Source organism: Trebonia kvetii (assembly GCF_007827045.1).
Taxonomy (GTDB): Bacteria; Actinomycetota; Actinomycetes; order Streptosporangiales; family Streptosporangiaceae; genus Trebonia; species Trebonia kvetii.
On sequence record NZ_RPFW01000001.1, the window covers coordinates 286519 to 303737 of the forward strand.

Annotated in this window: 18 protein-coding genes and 1 pseudogene; 8 read left to right on the forward strand and 11 right to left on the reverse strand. The window is 69.4% G+C overall.

Annotated elements, in window-relative coordinates:
• Positions 1–147 precede the first annotated feature (147 nt).
• The gene (locus EAS64_RS01175; RefSeq protein ID WP_222848913.1) at positions 148–1377 is read left to right on the forward strand and encodes a site-specific integrase; all 1230 of its coding nucleotides are present in this window, start codon (positions 148–150) and stop codon (positions 1375–1377) included.
• A complete protein-coding gene (locus tag EAS64_RS44390) occupies positions 1374–3356 on the forward strand; it encodes a tyrosine-type recombinase/integrase (RefSeq protein WP_222848914.1) in 1983 nt (660 codons plus the stop codon). Before EAS64_RS01175 ends, EAS64_RS44390 begins: the two co-directional genes overlap by 4 nt.
• Positions 3357–3408: 52 nt before the next feature.
• Here the strand turns inward: EAS64_RS44390 and EAS64_RS44395 are convergent, their stop codons facing one another.
• A complete protein-coding gene (locus EAS64_RS44395) occupies positions 3409–3603 on the reverse strand; it encodes a hypothetical protein (protein WP_222848915.1) in 195 nt (64 codons plus the stop codon).
• 242 nt (positions 3604–3845) lie between these two features.
• Here EAS64_RS44395 and EAS64_RS01195 point away from each other — a divergent pair, with 242 nt between their 5' ends.
• The 3 genes from EAS64_RS01195 (at position 3846) to EAS64_RS01200 (ending at position 6360) form a co-directional block, all read left to right on the forward strand.
• On the forward strand, positions 3846–4040 hold the full coding sequence (locus EAS64_RS01195) for a hypothetical protein (RefSeq protein WP_145850851.1): 195 nt from the start codon (positions 3846–3848) through the stop codon (positions 4038–4040).
• 321 nt (positions 4041–4361) lie between these two features.
• On the forward strand, positions 4362–4529 hold the full coding sequence (locus tag EAS64_RS43180; RefSeq protein WP_187365606.1) for a hypothetical protein: 168 nt from the start codon (positions 4362–4364) through the stop codon (positions 4527–4529).
• The gene (locus EAS64_RS01200) at positions 4522–6360 is read left to right on the forward strand and encodes a recombinase family protein (protein WP_145850852.1); all 1839 of its coding nucleotides are present in this window, start codon (positions 4522–4524) and stop codon (positions 6358–6360) included. The genes EAS64_RS43180 and EAS64_RS01200 overlap by 8 nt, the downstream gene beginning before the upstream one ends.
• An 8-nt stretch (positions 6361–6368) precedes the next feature.
• Here the strand turns inward: EAS64_RS01200 and EAS64_RS01205 are convergent.
• The 4 genes and pseudogenes from EAS64_RS01205 to EAS64_RS01220 all read right to left on the reverse strand — a co-directional run.
• Positions 6369–6602 (reverse strand): annotated as a pseudogene (locus tag EAS64_RS01205) (hypothetical protein); the annotation flags it as partial.
• A gap of 97 nt (positions 6603–6699) precedes the next feature.
• A complete protein-coding gene (locus tag EAS64_RS01210) occupies positions 6700–8451 on the reverse strand; it encodes an IS1634 family transposase (protein WP_145850854.1) in 1752 nt (583 codons plus the stop codon).
• A 142-nt stretch (positions 8452–8593) separates the two neighbouring features.
• Entirely contained in the window at positions 8594–9676 is a 1083-nt protein-coding gene (locus EAS64_RS01215) for a hypothetical protein (protein ID WP_145850855.1), read from the reverse strand.
• A 68-nt stretch (positions 9677–9744) separates the two neighbouring features.
• Complete coding sequence (locus EAS64_RS01220) at positions 9745–10164, reverse strand: DUF6788 family protein (RefSeq protein ID WP_145850856.1); 420 nt, start codon at positions 10162–10164, stop codon at positions 9745–9747.
• A gap of 114 nt (positions 10165–10278) precedes the next feature.
• Here EAS64_RS01220 and EAS64_RS01225 point away from each other — a divergent pair, with 114 nt between their 5' ends.
• Positions 10279–10698: a helix-turn-helix domain-containing protein gene (locus EAS64_RS01225; RefSeq protein WP_187365607.1), complete on the forward strand. Its 420-nt coding sequence runs from the start codon at positions 10279–10281 to the stop codon at positions 10696–10698.
• A 9-nt stretch (positions 10699–10707) separates the two neighbouring features.
• On the opposite strand, the gene EAS64_RS01230 is transcribed toward EAS64_RS01225, so the two are convergent.
• Positions 10708–11223 carry a reverse transcriptase domain-containing protein gene (locus EAS64_RS01230; protein WP_145850857.1) on the reverse strand — a complete coding sequence of 172 codons (516 nt, stop codon included), beginning with the start codon at positions 11221–11223 and terminating at the stop codon, positions 10708–10710.
• A 619-nt stretch (positions 11224–11842) separates the two neighbouring features.
• Between EAS64_RS01230 and EAS64_RS01235 the strand changes: the two genes are divergently transcribed.
• On the forward strand, positions 11843–12601 hold the full coding sequence (locus EAS64_RS01235) for a transposase family protein (protein WP_145850858.1): 759 nt from the start codon (positions 11843–11845) through the stop codon (positions 12599–12601).
• Between the two features lie 164 nt (positions 12602–12765).
• Here EAS64_RS01235 and EAS64_RS43185 read toward each other — a convergent pair whose 3' ends face one another.
• From EAS64_RS43185 to EAS64_RS01250, 4 genes are all read right to left on the reverse strand, one after another.
• Entirely contained in the window at positions 12766–12927 is a 162-nt protein-coding gene (locus EAS64_RS43185; protein WP_187365608.1) for a hypothetical protein, read from the reverse strand.
• Positions 12928–13178: 251 nt separating this feature from the next.
• Positions 13179–13748 carry a regulatory protein RecX gene (locus tag EAS64_RS01240; RefSeq protein WP_145850859.1) on the reverse strand — a complete coding sequence of 190 codons (570 nt, stop codon included), beginning with the start codon at positions 13746–13748 and terminating at the stop codon, positions 13179–13181.
• The gene (gene recA / locus EAS64_RS01245; RefSeq protein ID WP_145850860.1) at positions 13745–14830 is read right to left on the reverse strand and encodes a recombinase RecA; all 1086 of its coding nucleotides are present in this window, start codon (positions 14828–14830) and stop codon (positions 13745–13747) included. The genes EAS64_RS01240 and recA overlap by 4 nt, the downstream gene beginning before the upstream one ends.
• 279 nt (positions 14831–15109) lie before the next feature.
• Positions 15110–15304 (reverse strand): DUF3046 domain-containing protein, encoded by a 195-nt coding sequence (locus EAS64_RS01250; protein ID WP_145850861.1) that lies wholly within the window; start codon positions 15302–15304, stop codon positions 15110–15112.
• Between the two features lie 172 nt (positions 15305–15476).
• Between EAS64_RS01250 and EAS64_RS01255 the strand changes: the two genes are divergently transcribed.
• Positions 15477–16409: a septum formation family protein gene (locus EAS64_RS01255; protein ID WP_145850862.1), complete on the forward strand. Its 933-nt coding sequence runs from the start codon at positions 15477–15479 to the stop codon at positions 16407–16409.
• Positions 16410–16420: 11 nt separating this feature from the next.
• Here the strand turns inward: EAS64_RS01255 and EAS64_RS01260 are convergent, their stop codons facing one another.
• Positions 16421–17218 carry a hypothetical protein gene (locus tag EAS64_RS01260; protein ID WP_145850863.1) on the reverse strand — a complete coding sequence of 266 codons (798 nt, stop codon included), beginning with the start codon at positions 17216–17218 and terminating at the stop codon, positions 16421–16423.
• Position 17219: the final 1 nt, after the last annotated feature.

Below are 17219 nucleotides of genomic sequence, written 5' to 3' on the forward strand. Positions count from 1 at the left end.
ACCCTATGCGCAGTGCTGGGTTATGCGCAGTGCCAGCGCGTTGTCGCTGGTGAGGGTCGTGCGGTCTGGTGAACGCTGAGCATAACGTCGATGCTCCGTTCATGAGGCCCGGCAGGGGCCGGGCTGCGCATGATCGGAGGTCGGCCGGTGGTCGCCTTGCCCGTGCTGGTGTCCGGCCTGGAAGCGGAGATGATCCGCCTGGGCTACAAGGACTCGACGATGGTCTGGTATCACGGTGCCTGGCGCCGTCTGCAGCGGTACTTCACTGCCCGCGGCGTCGAGGAGTTCTCGCTGAACGTGGCCATGGGGTGGGTCGATGAGGCCTGCGGCTTCTTCGCGAAGGAGCAGGCCGGAACGCTCAAGCAGACGGACGTGTACTTGTTCAGGGTCGCCCAGATGCTGGGCGACTTCGAAACTCACGGCGCCGTGCTGCGCCGCTACTCGCGCACGGTCAGCAAGCTGTCCGCCGACGATGCCGCTGTCGTCGCGCGGTTCCAGGCGTGGCTTCGGGCCGCCGGGCGGAGTGCCTCGACGGTGCGGTCTTACGGGACGCTGGCCGCGGAGTTCGCCGGGTTCGCCGGCACGCGCGGCGGGCTGGCCTGCTGCGACGCCGGCACGGTCGGGGCGTTCACCGTCTCGCTGGCCGGCTACCAGGCCAAGACCGTCGAGCAGAAGCTCGGCGCCCTGCGGTCCTTCCTCCGGTTCGCATCTGAGGAAGGCCTGGCCGGCACCGCGACGGCGGAAGCGGTCCCGGCGGTGCCGTCCCGGAAGCAGGCCAGGGTCCCGTCGGTCTGGGACCCGGGCGACGTGGCCAGGATCCTGGACGCGGTCGACCGGGGCAACCCGTGCGGGAAGCGCGACTACGCGATCATCTTGCTGGTGACCCGGCTCGGGCTGCGCAGCATCGACGTCAAGCGGCTGGAGTTCGCCGACTTCGACTGGCCTGGCAACCGGCTGTCCGTCGCCCAGGCCAAGACCGGGAACAGGATCTGGCTGCCGCTGCTGAAGGACGTCGGCTGGGCGGTCATCGACTACGCCCGCAACGGGCGGCCGGCCAGCGGCTGCCCGCAGGTGTTTCTTCGTCACACCGCCCCGGTCGGCCCGTTCTCCGACCAGGACCACCTGCACCAGACGCTGGTCAAGTACGCCCGGGCGGCCCACGTCCCGCTGGGCGAGGAGCGCCGCCACGGCATGCATTCCCTGCGGCACACGCTGGCGACCCGGCTGATGGAGGGCGGCACCCCGGTCGAGCAGATCGCCGACATCCTCGGCCACCAGTCGGTGACATCGACCGGCGTCTACCTGAAATCCTCCCTCGGCCTGCTGTCCCGGTGCGCCCTGGACCCCGACGAGCCCGGAAGGCAAGTGCCACGGTGAACGACAGCACCAGCCTGAGCCTGGCCGGGGCGATCACGGCGCTCACCGCGGAGAAGCGCGCCGTCGGCTGCAAGTACGACGCCGAGGAACGGATCCTGACCCGGTTCGAGGCGTTCTGCCGCACCGGGTTCCCCGGCCTGGACACGGTCACGAAGGACTCCGCCGAGGCCTGGATCACCGCGGCCCGCGAGCGGGGAGTCCGTCCGGCGACTCTGCAGGGACTGGCCGCCCCGGTGAGGGAACTCGCCCGCTGGCTCGGCCGCCGCGGAACCGGCGCCTACGTCCTGCCCGCGCGCACGCTGCCCCGGCCCGCCCGCTACGTCCCGCACATCTACACCGACCCGGAACTCGCGGCCCTGTTCGCCCAGACCGACCGGTGCCGTTACTGCTCCGAGGTCCCGTTCCGGCACCTGGTGATGCCGGTGCTGTTCCGGACGGTCTACGCCTGCGGGCTGCGCGTTTCCGAGGCCCGCCTGCTGCGCCCCGGCGACGTCGACATCAGTGCCGGGGTCCTGCAGGTCCGCGACGCCAAGGGCGGCAAGGACCGGCAGGTGCCGGTCTCCGCTCCGCTGCGCGAACGGCTGGCCCGCTACCGTGAGCACGTGGCGGGCCAGCCGGGCTGGGACTGGTTCTTCCCCGGCAGCAGCGTCGGCCAGCCGATGACGCTGGTGAACGTCTACCACAACTTCCGCCGGTTCCTCTGGCAGGCGCGCATCTCCCACGGCGGGCGGGGACACGGCCCCCGAGTGCACGATCTTCGGCACACGTTCGCGGTCAACAACCTGCGGTCGTGGTTCGCCGCCGGCGACGACGTCAATGCGCTGCTGCCCGTTCTGCAGGCTTACATGGGGCACTCCTCGATCGGTGACACCGCCTACTACCTGCGGCTGACCGCCGAGTCCTACCCCAGATCGCCGCCCGCGTCCAGCGCGAGTACGGCGGCATCGTCCCGCCCGCCACCGGGGGCCCGGCCGATGGCGACTGACTTCGCGGCCGCCCTGCGCCGCTTCCTCACGTCCTACCTGGCCGGCCTCCGCGGATGCTCGCCCGCCACGATCGCGTCCTACCGCGACACGTTCAAGCTCCTGATCGCCTGGTTCCGCGACGAGCGGTCGGTCCCGCCGGCCAGGCTCACCCTCGACCACCTCAACGCCGGCGCCGTCACGGCGTTCCTCGCCCACCTGCAGGAAGACCGGCACAACAGCATCGCGACCCGCAACCAGCGGCTCGCCGCGATCAGCTCGTTCGCCACATGGATGCAAGCCGAGGACCCGGCCCGGATGCCCTGCTGGCAGGACATCCTCGCCATCCCCTCCAAGAAGCAGGACCGCCCCGCCGTCAGGCACCTGACCGTTGACCAGGCCCGCCTCCTGCTCGCCCGGCCCGACCGCTCCACCCGGCAGGGCCGCCGCGACGCGACCCTGCTCGCCACGCTCTACGACACCGGCGCCAGAGTCCAGGAAATCGCCGACCTCGCCGTCCGCGACATCCGCCTCCAGAAGCCGGCCATGGCGTCGCTGACCGGCAAGGGCCGCAAGACCCGCCACGTCCCCCTGGACGGCGCCACCGTCACCCTGCTGGCCTCCTACCTGGAAGAAAACCGGCTTGACCAGCCCGGCCGCGACGACCACCCGGTGTTCTTCAACCAGCGCCGGGCCAGGCTCAGCCGCGGCGGCATCGCATGGATCATCAGCAAGTACCAGGCCCAGATCCGCGACCCGCTGCTCGCCGGCGCCGCCATCAGCCCCCACGTCCTCCGCCACAGCAAGGCCATGCACCTCTACGAGGCAGGCGTGCCGCTGCCCTACATCCGCGACATCCTCGGGCACGTCGAGCTGTCCACCACCGAGATCTACGCCAGAGCCTCAACCGAGGCCAAACGCAAGGCCCTCGAAGCCGCCTACCAGGACATCGTTACCAGCGACCTGCCCGAATGGAACCAGGACGCCAGCCTCATCGACTGGCTCACCAACCTCTGAGCGCCCGGAAATTATGCGCAGTGCCCACCCGCCAAACCGCCCCTGCCAGGCACTATGAGTCGGCACTGCGCATAACCCAGCACTGCGCATAGGGCGGCTTATGCATAGCTGAACATAATGAACCCTGCGGCGAGCCGCTGAGCGTGGCGTGCCACCGCCAGTCCTCCAGGTAACCCGCCCTGAGCATGTGCCTGACCAGCCGCAGGAACCGGCCATCGTGAATCTTCTCCGCCAGGGCCGCGAGCATGACCTCATGGTCAAGCGACCCGAAAGAACCCCCGCCTTACTACGTGCTTCGATGACCTCGCCGAGGCGGTCCGGGCGTGGGCGAAGGGCTGGCTGCCCTCCGAGGCAGCCGCCGAGCTGCTGATCTCGCATCGCACGTGGCTGGAGCGGGATGATTTCCTGCAGGTCGCGGTCGAGGTCCGGTGGGAGCCGTTCCGGGACCGGGAGGTCGCGGCGGTTGACTTCGCCGCGGCGGCGGACGCGGTGCAGGGGACCCTGCCTTGCTCGGACGGCGAGCGGCAGGTGCTGCTCGTGGCGGCCAGCATCGCCGGGGGCATCCCGGTCGACCTTCGCGAGGCTGCGCTGTGCATGGACGCGGCGAATGCCGCGCGGGTCGCGCTGGCGGTGTGTCATGCGGCCGGCCGCCGCGTGCGGGTCGTGACGGAGACGTGCCCGTGAGGCCCGCACTGCCGGCCACGGTGACGGTGACCCGGGCCCGGCATCCGCTGGAGGGCCGTGAGCTGCGCGTGCTGGGCTGGATGCGCCGGCACGGGCAGCTGGAGCTGATGCTGGAACTGCCCGACGGCAGCAAGCGGCTGATCCCGGCGGAGCACACGAGTCAGCACGGCGGCCGGGGCGGCGGCCCGGGCGGGGAGGCGGGGACGCTGGGCCGGCCCTCGGACCTGCTGGCCGCCTCCGCGCTGGTTTCACTGCTTTCCTCCCGCAGCGGGGCGGACCGGGAGCAGGCTGCACGAAACCCGCCTGCCAGGGAGGATGATCGTGCAGCCTGTCCAGCTCAGTCTGCTGCCGGAAGAGGTTCCGGCGCCACCCGGGATCGTGATCGCCCGGCTTCCCGGAACCGACGTCGCCGCGGCGGTCACGCTGCTGGCGTCCCTGATAGCCAAGATGGCAGACCCGGCAGGGACGGGGGCGACCGGCGGTGAGTGAGCACAAGATCACGGCGTCGCACCTGCAGCGGACCACGGTGATCTACGTCCGCCAGTCCACGCTCGCGCAGGTCCAGCGCAACACCGAGTCGACGATGCGGCAGTACGACCTGGCCGGGCGTGCACAGCAGCTGGGCTGGCCGCGCACGGCGGTCCAGGTGATCGACGAGGACCTGGGCGTCTCCGGTGCCTCGGCGGCGGGCCGGTCCGGGTTCGCCGAGATGGCCGCCCGGGTCGGGCTCGGGGAGGTCGGGATCGTGCTGTCACTGGAATGCTCGCGGCTGGCCCGCAACAACAGCGACTGGTACCGGCTCCTGGACCTGGCCGGGATGACCGACACGCTGATCGCCGACGCCGACGGCATCTATCATCCGGCCATGTTCAACGACCGGCTGCTGCTGGGCATGAAGGGCACCATGTCCGAGGCCGAGCTGCACATCCTGCGGTCCCGGCTCGACGGCGGGATCCGGAACAAGGCAGCCCGCGGCGAGCTGCGCCGCGGGCTGCCCGCCGGCCTGGTCTGGGGCGAGGGCGACGGGGAGGTCCTGCCGCATCCCGACGAGGCCGTCCGCGGCGTCATCACCGTGATCTTCGAGCAGTTCGCCGTCCGCGGGTCGGTCCGCGCCGTCTGGCTGCACCTGCGCGACCAGGGCCTGAAGCTGCCGCTGCAGCGGCACGGGCACGTGACCGCGGCGCAGGCGGCGCGGGAGGAGATCACCTGGGCCAAGCCGACTTACCACGCCGTCCACAACGTGCTTACCCACCCCGCCTACGCTGGCGCGTATACCTACGGCCGGACCCGGCAGGAGAAGCGGATCGGCGACGGCGCGCTCCACGTCCGGCGGCGCGTTGCTGCCGCAAGGCGAATGGCAGGTGCTCATCAAAGACCACCACGACGGATACATCAGCTGGGACGCCTACCAGGCCAACCAGGCCAGGATCGGGCAGAACGGCCGGCGGCACACCAGCCCGGCACCGGCGCGGTCCGCGAAGGCTGCGCGCTGCTGCAGGGCCTGGCAACCTGCGGCACCTGCGGCCGCAAGCTCGCCGTCTACTACGAGGGCAAGCACAAGGCCACCCCCGGCTACTACTGCACCGGCACCGGCCAGGTCGTCGAGGGCCGCGGCACCCGGCACCTGCGCATCGGCGGCGTCGCGATCGACACCGCCGTCACCGAGGCGTTCCTGGCCGCCCTCGAACCCGCCGCGCTGCAAGCCTGCCTGCAAGCCGCCGAGCAGCTCGAGCACGGTCACGACACCTCGCTGGAGCAGTACCGCCGGCAAGCGGAGGCCTCCAGGTTCACCGCCGCCAGGGCCGAGCGCCGCTACCTGGCCGTCGACCCCGGCAACCGGCTGGTCGCCCGCGGCCTGGAAGCCGCCTGGGAGAAGGCCCTCACCGAACTGGCAGCCGCCGAAGCGGACCTCGCCCGCCGTCAGGCCGCCCGCCCCGCAGCCCTGACCGAACAGGAACGCGCGGCGATCCTCGCCCTCGGCGACGACCTCCACGCCGTCTGGGACGCGGCCACCACCACCGACAAGGACCGCAAGCAGCTGCTGCGCACCCTGCTGGACGAAGTGAACATCACCGTCCACCGCGACCACGACAACGGGCGCGCCGATCTCGTGCTGCGCTGGAAAGGCGGCGCGATCACCGAGCTGACGATCCCCGTCAAGCGCCAGCCGGCGAACCGGCTGCGCACCGACGAGGACACCATCGGCCTGATCCGCCGGCTGGCCGCTTACTACCCCGACGCGAAGATCGCCGGGATCCTCAACCGCCAGGGCCGCAGGGTGCGCGACACTTTTGTAGGGGCTGAAGATCATCTTTGGTGACCGGCTGGTCAGGCGGCTGGTGTCTGGTTGTGCCGGTTGAGGCAGGTGGCTTCCCACTGGCTGCTGGCTTCGGCGGTGCGCAGGGCGATGATCGAGTCGGCGCCGTCAACGGTCCAGTGCATGCCGGACTGCTTGAGGCGCTGGCCGATGACGGACTTGCATCCGGCCTCGACGACGGCAGAGCCGACGAACAGCCCGCATTGGCGGAACCAGTGATACCTGGGTTCCGCGTAATTCACCTCACCTAGAGTCACAATTATGGTTCTGACCTTGTGAAATGGCAGGCCGGCTAGCCGCATGCCGTGTCTCTAGGCGGCGGCTCGACGAAATGGGCTCTGATCAGGCTTCGGGCGTGGTGAGCTCGTGGATCTTGCGGGGGACGTCTATTTTCAGGGCTGTGAGGAGGTCGCGGGCTGTCTTGGGGACCTCGGTGCGCTGGCGGAAGGTGCCGGCCGGGCCGGTAAAGGTGCCGATGCTGATCCGCTGGAGGTCGCGGCGCATGGCGGGCCAGGTCTGCCCGGTGTGGTTCTCGGCGACGCGGACGAGCAGGAGCGCGAGCCAGCAGAGCAGGACGTGGGCGCGGATGCGCTCTTCGAGCCGGTGGTAGACGGGCTGCAGGTCAAGGACCGATTTCATGTCTCTCCAGCCGCGCTCGACTTCGAGGAGCTGCTTGTAGCCGGCGGCGATGTCCTCGGCGCTCATGTGCGGGTCGGCGCTGCGCAGCAGGTACTTGCCGTCGAGGTTCTCCTCGGCCTTCGCCCTGGCCTTGTCGACTCGCAGCAGGCCGCCGGGGGTAACGCGCAGGAACCGGTTCGGCCCCGGCATCGTCGAGATCTTCCCCCGCAGCTCGGCCCGCTTCGTGACGCTGAGCTGGTCGCTGCCGGCGATCAGCTCCTCAAGCATGCTGATCATGTTCGCGCGGACGGCGGCGTCGCGGACGGCCTGGTCCGGGTTGAAGCAGATGACGAACCGGTCGCCCGCGTCCGGGAGCCGTACTTCCTTGATCTGCAGGTTCCCGGCGACGGTCTTGTAGCGGCCCTGCCGCGACAGGGCGGCGTTCGCCTCGGCGGAGCCGGACCGGAGCTTCTCCCCGATGATGTAGGCGCCGCCGCCGGACTGCAGGAACTTCCGGTTCTCCTTCGAGGCGAAGCCGCGGTCGGCGACCCAGACGACGCGGCCCAGGCACCAGTCCCGCATGTCGGTCTTGACCTGCCGGATCAGTGCGGAGCCGGCGGTGTTCCCGGGCCAGCCCCAGTCCCGGACCGTGATGCCCTCCCGGGTGACGGCCAGGCCTATCACGACCTGCGGCAGGTCGTCGCGGGAGTCCTTGGACTTGCCGTAGGCCCGGAACCCGCCCGGCTTGCCGGCCGTGTTCTCCCCGTCTCCGCCTGCCTCTTCCCCGTCTCCGCGCGCAGTGTCCTGGCCTGCTGTTTTCTCCCCGCGCCAGTCCCGCGGGACCTCCTCGTCGGCGGCGCCGGTCTCGAAATAAGTCGATGTGGTATCGAAAAAGATGAGATCGACCTGAAGATTAAGAAGGTCCGCGACCTGGAAGTACACCTGTTTTTCCAGCTCGCCGCGCACGCCGTGCAGCCAGTCCATCGCCCGGTAGCAGGCATCGTCATCTACCTCGCCGAGCCCGTCGACGTGCACGTCGCGGCTCATCCACTCCGACGCCGCCAGCTTCGACGACGGAGCGAGGGCCCCGTTCGCGACCAGCCCGAACAGCACCCGCTCGGCCGCGGCGGCGTCCCGCGGCCGGCCCCGGCCGGAGGAAGCCAGCCTTGTCAGGATCGTCCCGATGCCGAGGCGCTGCCACAGCGCGTCGAGTACGTAGGCGCCGCCGTAGGGCCGCGACTCGGCGAACTCCAGGCCCTCGCCCGCTGCGGCGGGCAGGTCACCGGGGTCCAGCAGCCGCGACAGCGACGCGACGAGCCGGCGGACGGCCTCCTTGTCGAGCTGGTCCTCCCGGCCGAACCCGTAGATCACCTTCGGCACCGACCGGCCCCTGGCCGCGTCCCACTCGTTGTGAGCGAGCTGCAGGTAGCGGACTTCGCCGGTCCTGGTCTTCCGCACCGAGGTCTTCACGTACATGACTCTAGGAGACTACACGATTATCCCGTGATTACCAGGTGTATCTACATGAACCGTGTCTCTAGGGATTTTCGCCCGTGTCACCAGGCCCCGGCCCGCTGACCTGCCGCTTCACCTGGCGCATGCCTCCAGAACCCCCGAATTACGCGGAACGCAGGTGATAGCGCATCCGCGGGGCGTTGTTGAGGAAGTAGCCGAGCTCCTTGTCGACCTCGTCTTTCTTGATTCCGATCAGGGGATACTTCCTGGTGGCGTCCACGATGCCGTCGATGTAGCCGTAGTCGAGGTCTTCGAGGCGGGCGGCGAGCCACTCGTCCTTGCGGCCGAGCAGCATGAACTCCAGCGACCGGGTGAGGGAGTGCAGGTGCTCGCGGGCGTGGTAAAGGTCGACGATCTGGGTCGCCCCGGGGAACTTGTCGCTGGCGATGTTCCAGATCCAGGCGGCGCCGTCGCCGATGACGGTCATCTGGCGGACGTGATCGGAGCCGCGGCGGATGCCCTCGGCCTTCACCAGGCCCGCAAACTGGCTGGCGGGCTCGAAGGTGGCGATGTAGCTGGAAGAGGCCCGGTCCCGGACCGGGTAGCCCTCGTCATTCACCTTGTCCTGGGTGAAGAAGACGGCCATCTTGACCTCGCGGGTGCGTGCCCGGCCGTCCTCGCCCTTGCCGTCCCTGCCCTCGGTCTCCTTCCTGGTGACGGGGACTCCGGTGCCGTCGATGACGGCGTAGAGCTTGTCCGGCAGCGGGGCCGGCGGCAGCGGGACGACCTTGCGGCGGGCGACGAGCCCGGCCTCCTGCCGGGCGGCGGCGGCCCCGGCCGCGCCGGCCGCCTCGGCGGCCCGCTCGACCCGTTTGACGGTCAGCCGGATCCCGGCCAGGTCCCTTATCAGCCCCGCGGCCCTGGCGAACGGGACAGCTGCCCCGGCGGTGGCGGCCATCGCGGCCAGCCCGGGCGACAGAGAGGCTCCCGTGATCCCGAGCTCGGCATCCCTCGGGGCCAGCCCCCGGCCGTGCCCGCGCCCGCGCCTGCACCGGGCGCAGTGGTACCAGGCCCGGCGGAGCCGTGCCTCCCCGACGACGGTGTCGATGACCTTGCCCCGGTAACCCGTGAACGCGGCCTCGTGCCCGTTCCCGCAGGCCACCCGGGGACCACGGTAGCCGGTGTCGGCGGACAGCAGTTCCCCCAGGATCCCGCCGCCGAGCCGCAGCACGCCCTCCCGGATCACGGCCTCGGCCGCCGCCAGGCCGTCCCCGCCCGGGGCCAGCGCCCGCGCTGCCTCCCCCGCCAGCCGCCCTACCTCAGCGGACCACGCCGCCGCGAGCGCGGCGGAGACCCCCTTTTTTCGCCGTCCTCCGGCACGGAGGACGGCTGCGTGCCGGCCGCCGGCCTGGCCTCGCAGATCCGCTCGTTCACCTCCACGATCTTCCGCGAGATCTCGGTGAACTCCGCGTGCCGCGCGATCTCGCCGCGGACCTTGTCAACTTCTCCTGCCGCCAGTTGCCGGCCCACCGTCTTGCCCTGGCTTTCCGACCGGGTCCACAGCATCCGCGGCCCGTGACCAGGATGACCCGGCTGCGCGCACGCGCAGTTCGGCTTGCCGCACCGGCGCCAGTTCTCGCTCACCGACCCCCGACGGAAGTCGCCCACCGCCGCCAGCCGCGCATACAGCCGGTCCCGCTCCGCCTCCAGATCCGAAAGCGTCGGCTCGGTCATGGATGCCCCTTCACCTGATTGCAGCATGAGCAACCAGGCTCCCAGCATAACCAGCCAAAACGCGGGACCTCAATAAACGTGTCGCACACCCAGGGCCGCACCACAGCCCGCGGAATGTCATACACCGCCAATAGGGTCCAGTCACTGCGCCACCACTGGAAAATCCCCTGCCACCAGCCCGGCAGCGACCCGCAGGAAGGAGAAATGCTCACCGTGGCCGACGCCGCCGCCGAACTCGGGCTCGCCCCGTCCACCCTGCACCGCTGGCTCAGCGACGGGTTCATCGCCGGCGAGCAGCTCACCCCCGGTGCCCCCTGGCGCATCCGCATGACAGAGCAGCTGCGCGCCCTGTTCGCCGACACCGCCCCCGACGGATGGCTCGCCATGCTCGAAGCCACCCTCGCCTACGGCGTCTCCCGCCAGACCATCATGCAGCGTGTCAAGGACGGCAAGCTCCGCGCCGTCCACGTCCGCACCGGACGCAGGAAAGGCCTGCGCATCGAACCGCCAGCCCCCCAAAACGGGCTGTTCTGACCACCACAATCAGCAAGGAGAGCAGTGTGACGATACATCCAAGCAGTCGGAGATGTCACCCTCGATGAACCAGTGCGTCCCCTTCCAGGTCTCCACGACCTCGCTGAGCGCGGTGTGACAGCCCCGGCCGGGGCGGAAGCCGTGGGATCGGCCGGAGAAACGGGGCTCGTAGTACGCCTCAAGCAGCAGGCGCACCACTTCAGCGACCAGCTTGTCCGACCACGTCGGCAAGCCCAGCGGGCGTTTCTTCCCGTTCTTCTTCGGGATGTAGACCCGCTTCACCGGCTGCCACCGGTAGCGCTCGGCGCGCAGCGCGCCGATGACCGCCCCGATCTTCGCCAGCGACATGCCGTCCACGGTCTCCCCGGTGACCCCTGGCGTCATCGCACCCTTGTTTGAGTACAGCTTGCCGTAGGCCATCAGGAACAACTGCGGGTTGAACAACTGCCGGTAAAGCCGTTCCACCGGCAGCCCTCTTGCTCCTCGCTTGCCGATGACATCCAGCACCGCTGCGGCGTCCTGCATTACGCATACCTCCCGTCGCTGAACATCACTGGCCACCTGTGCCCCTTCGCCCTGTGACAGGCTTTCCCGGCCTCTGACTACTACGGGCACTCCGTCGCCCTAGGGCTCGCGCCCCGTAGGCGATCCCGCGGTACGTCCTCGTCGTACGTATCGAGCGCGACTTAGGCCGCCCACTCATCTCCTTAACCGCCCTCGCTGGGCGACGCTCCGCGTCACGGAGGCTGCACCGGCCCACAGGTTCATGCCGGGACATGACACGGCACCGGTTCCAGGCGTCATTCCGGAGGGTGCGCACATTCACCACTGGAGATTGGGCTTCAAGCAATCCAGCCTTGGCCATATCACGCGGGTCTAGCGGCACCCCGCCCTGGACGCCTCCAGACGGCCACCGCGTCCCTGGCATGCTCTTGTCCCCGCCAGGTTTCCCCGCCAGGTAAGCCAGGCGACCCAAGAACATTCCTCCGAGTTCCTCCCAACTGCGTCGGGGATACAACGAGGCGCCTCACGGCGCGGCGACGGCACTGCGGCCACAGGGTCACGGTTCGCCGGCGGACACGGCGAAGCCCCTGGTAGATGAGGCAATCGACCAAGAACGACTCATCACCCCCAGGGGCTTCACATGGTGTTCTACCGTGCCGCGCTGCCGTTGTCGTCCCGGACCCTGAACTACGCGGCCGGGCTGATCCGCCGGCACCTGAAGGCCGTCGGGTCGCGGTGGCGGAAGCTCAGCCCCGGGCAGCAGGCCCTGCTCGTGCTCGCCTACCTGCGCAAAGGCGAGACGTTCGAGCGCCTCGCGGCCGGGTTCGGGGTCGGCAGGACCACGGCCTGGCGGTACGTCAACGAGACCGTGGAGCTGCTCGCGGCCCGCGCCCCGAAGCTGAGGAACGCGGTCCGGGACGCCAAAAGGGCAGGTCACGCCTACGTCATCCTCGACGGAACTCTCATTCCGATCGACCGGGTCGGCGCGGACAAGCCGTTCTACTCCGGCAAGCACAAGAAGCACGGCATGAACCTGCAGGTCATCGCCAGTCCTGACGGCGAGGTCCTGTGGGTCTCCGGTGCGCTGCCCGGCTCGGTCCACGACAAGAAGGCCGAGTGGATATGGGGCGTGCTGAACGAGCTAGAGAAAGCCGGGCTGGTCACCCTCGCGGACAAGGGATATCAGGGCTCTACCTGGGCAAAGGTCCCGTACAAGGGCCGGAACAAACCGGAATCCCAGAAAGAAGCCAACCGGGCCCACGCCAGGCTCCGCGCCCCCGGCGAACGGGCGAACGCCCAGCTCAAGGTATGGAAGATCCTCGTGAAGCTCCGCTGCTGCCCCTGGCGCGCCGGGAAACTCGCCAAGGCCATCCACGCATTGCAACTCCACGGCGCCTAACCAGGTTGGAATGGGTTCAATGGTGCTTGGAATGGCCTCCGGTGAGGACTGCCGCCGAGTCAACTTCACGGACGACTTGAACCCAGAGCCTACCTGTCGCTATCCCGGTCTCCGGGGGTTTGCCTCGGAGCTTGACCGTCCCGGTCAATGCCGCCCTTGCGGGCTTAGCGAAGCCACTTCCCCGGCGAGACTTGCAGGCACGCCACGTAAAACAGCGGGAGCCACGGGGACCACGGCACCGAATCCCCGCCGTTGACGTTGCCCGTGTAGCAGACTTGGCCGAGTTCGGACAGATCCCACTGCGGCGGCTGGTCGAGAACTTCCACGTCGCGAATGCGCTGATTACGGGGCCTGTCTACGCCATGTGTGACAAATTTGTGACCTGACGGTCAGCAACAAAGTCCCAGGTAGACCCATCATCGCAGCTCAGCCGGGATCTGTGCGTGTCTTCACCGTGATCTATGCGATGTTCGGAAACTATCGTTTGCAGCGGGTGCTGCCCGGTTTGTCGCCTGACTGTGCGGCGTAAGCCCTGCCAAGTGCCATGGTGTCGGTCCCGCTGAGACAGGGAGCGACCTCATTCCGTGTCCGGGTCGGCCTCCTCAAACGAAGGCTCGTCCTCTGGAAAAGCAGCTTCCCCTTCGGCCTCCATGGCCTCACGGATCACGCGGAAGGCGAGGCCCGGCGGATAACCCTTGCGGGCAAGCATCCCCGCAAGGCGCCGGGTCCGCTGCTCGGCCGGCAGCCCGCGGGAACCCGCGAGCCTGCGTTCGACGAGACGCCGTGCGGCCGCGACCTCGGCCTCCGGATCGAGCCGCTCATCGATCGCCGCGCGGATCTCCTCGGCGGCCACGCCGCGCTGCTTCAGCTCCGCGCTGAGCGCCCGGCCCGCCAGGCCGCGGCTGTAATGCCGGGACTCCACCCAGGCGCGGGCGAAGGCGGCGTCGTCAATCAGCCCGACCTCTTCGAACCGGTCGAGCACCTCGTGGATCGCCTCGTCGGGGATGCCGCGCTTGCGCAGCCCATCGGCGAGCTGGGCCCGGGTCCGGGGCGCGAGCGTGAGCAGCCGCAGGCACACCTGCCGCGCTCGCGCCGCCGGATCACCGTGATCCTTTTCGGAGATCTGCGGGTCGTCCCGCCCGGTCACAGAGCCGGGGCCGGGACCGTGCTGCCCGTCGCCGCCGGGGCCGTGGCGTCATTGTCCAGGCGGGGACCGACGCCGAGCTTCTCCTTAATCTTCTTCTCGATCTCGTTGGCGATGTCCACGTTGTCGCGCAGGAAGTTCCGCGCGTTCTCCTTGCCTTGGCCGAGCTGATCGCCGTCGTAGGTGTACCAGGCGCCGGCCTTGCGCACCACGCCCTGCTCCACGCCGAGGTCGATCAGGCTGCCCTCCTTGGAGATGCCGACGCCGTAGAGAATGTCGAACTCGGCGGTCTTGAAGGGCGGGCTCATCTTGTTCTTCACGACCTTGATGCGCGTCCGGTTGCCGACCGCCTCGGTCCCGTCCTTCAGCGTCTCGATCCTGCGGATGTCGAGCCGGACCGAGGCGTAGAACTTCAGCGCCTTGCCGCCTGTCGTGGTCTCGGGCGAGCCGAACATCACGCCGACCTTCTCGCGGAGCTGGTTGATGAAGATCGCGGTGGTCTTGGTCGAGTTAATGGCGCCGGTGAGCTTGCGCAGGGCCTGGGACATGAGGCGGGCCTGGAGGCCGACGTGGCTGTCGCCCATCTCGCCCTCGATCTCCGCCTTGGGGACGAGGGCGGCCACCGAGTCGACGACCACGATGTCGATCGCGCCGGAGCGGATCAGCATGTCCATGATCTCGAGCGCCTGCTCGCCGGTGTCCGGCTGTGAGACGAGCAGGGCCTCGGTGTCGACGCCGAGCTTCTGCGCGTACTCGGGGTCGAGCGCGTGCTCCGCGTCGATGAACGCGGCGATGCCGCCCGCCTTCTGCGCGTTGGCGATGGCGTGCAGGGCCACGGTGGTCTTACCCGAGCTCTCCGGGCCGTAGATCTCTACGACGCGGCCGCGTGGCAGGCCGCCGATGCCGAGTGCCACGTCGAGTGCGATCGACCCGGTGGGGATCACCTCGACCGGGACGCGCGACTCCTCGCCGAGGCGCATGATCGAGCCCTTGCCGAACTGCCGCTCGATCTGGAGCAGCGCCGCCTCGAGGGCCTTGTCCTTGTCGCCGGCCCGGTCCGGGGACGTCTTGCTGCCTGGTGCCATGTCGACTCCTGCCGATTGAGTTCCGCTGTCAGGCTGGCGGCGACCTTCGGCGCCGTTCGCTCGATCAAGCCGTTCTCACTAGGTCGACTGGCGCCCGCCGTCAACACCGCACACGTTACGCACCACCGCCGACATTTCCCGGCCGTGCCGTCCGGACGAGGTCCGGGCCGGGGCAAGTGCGTTCTGGGCGCGCGGCGCCCGACGTTCCTTACTCTACTGGAACGGTTATTCGATCGATGGCAGGACACGCCGATTCGTTTCGATCGATCCGGGGGCGCCTTAACGGAGGCGGTCGGGGAAGTTGAACTGGTCGCAGACCGCGCGCCAGACCACCTTCGCGTCCTCGCCGTCGGCGAGGGCCTTGTTGACGGTGCGGCCGCCAAGGCCGGACAGAACGAAGTCCTTCGCGACGCTCTCGGCGTAGGAGCCGCCGAACTGATCCCGCATCCGCTCCCAGAACTCCGTCAGCCGCATCGGCCCAGGTTACCGGGCGACGCGCGGAACATCGACCCTAAGGAAACTTTCAGGAACCTTGCGAGATAATCGGGACATTTAAGGCTGGTATGTCGTTGTGGTAGACGGGGAACTTTGATCGACAAGGGGCGCGTGCGGCAAACTGTCCGGCACCGCGGAGCAGGAGCAGGAAATGTCCTCGAATGCCACGGGCGACACCCAGCCGGAACACGCCGTCATCGCGGACGAGCCGGCTGCTGCTGACGTCGCCGGGCCCAGCGCCGCGGCGGACGCGCCGCCGGGGGTGGCGGAGGGCGCGGCCGGGGGCTCGGTCGAGGGCTCGCTTGGTGAAGTGCCGGCGCCGAGGGATGGCGCGGCCACGGAGGCGGACGGCGAGGCTGACCCGAACGGCGAGGCTGACCCGAACGGCGAGCCTGGCGAGCCGGGCGCGGATGCCGGGGCGGCCGGGGCCGAGCCGGAGCGTGACGACGGCACGGAGGGCACGGAACCGGGCGTCGCCGACGAGGACATCAACGACGGCGAGCCGCTCGCGCTGGACGGGGACGACGGCGACGGCGACGCCGACCCGACCGAGATGCTCGAGCTTTCTGAGCACGACGAGCCCGCCGAGGAGTTCCGGCCGGGACGGCGGTGGCCACGGATACTGCTCGCCGTGGGGTTCGTGCTGGCGGCGGCGGCCATCGTCGGCGGCGCGATCCTCATCGTCAGCTCGCTCACGCACGGATTCAAGAAGCCGGTAAAGGTCACCTACAAGAAGTCGGCCGTGTTCTCGCTGAAGACCGGGGACTGCCTGGACCCGCAGGGGCAGTCGTACACGCTGATCTCCTGCGACTCGCCGCACGAGGCCGAGGTGTTCGCGACGTTCAAGCTGCCAGGTGCCAAGTGGCCGGGGAACACCGCGGCCGCCACGACGGCGAGCAACGGCTGCAAAACCCGGCTATCCGGATACCTCAATCCAGAGCTAGCGATCAGTCTGGCGTCCACCTACGTGTACCCGGACGCGGTCGCGTGGAAGGCGGGCACCCGCACGGTGATCTGCGAGGTACGGGCGCCGAAGGGACAGCTGACCGGGTCGGTGCGCGGCGCGTCGGCGACCTCGGGCTAGCGAGCAGTGCGCTAGCAGTTGCCGGGCGGGCCGGTGACGCCGGGGCCGACCTCCGGGTCGTCGACGATGCCGTACGCGCCGTCGCGCACCACCGCGCCGAAGTGGATGAGGTACCAGTCGCCGCGCCAGGAGATGAAGGAAGCTATACCGAACGAGTGCGTGACTCCGCCTTCCTTGTACACGACTCGTGATCCCGGTGCGTGCCAGTACCCCACGCTGTTGTAGCAGGCGCCGGGCGGAATCCACTGGAAGTACTGCGGCGCGACGTTGACCTCGGTGAGCCGGGCGCCCGGTTTGACCAGCTTGTGCGCGGCGGCGAGGTCGAGCGTGAAGTCGAGCCAGAGCCGGTTCTCCCAGTCGGAATCGGGATCGGCGATGGCCTTGACCTGCGCGTAGGCCTTCTCAGGAAAGAAGGCGGGCAGCGCGTACTTCGGATCGCCCGTGGTGACGGCCAGCCAGATGTCGTGCACGGCGTTCTTGAACGCATGGCTTGAGGTCTTCGGCTGGACCGTGGTCTGCGGCTTGCTCCCGGCATCCGGCGGTGCGACGGGCAGCGCGGAGGGTCGCGCCGGGGTGGGCGTGGGTGTCGGGGTCGGGGTGAGCGGCGCCGTCGGTGTCGCGCGCTGCAGGGCGGTGGCCTGGCTGGGCGCCGGGCTCACCGAACGCGTTGCCGTCCTGGTGGCGGATGCCTGGGGGCTGGATGATGCCGAGCAGCCGGCGAGAACGGTGAGCAGCACGGCCAGTGCCGCTGCCGCGATGGGCGCCGCCACGCGGCGCCGCTGGAGGACGTCGATGTCCCGCCGGATCATG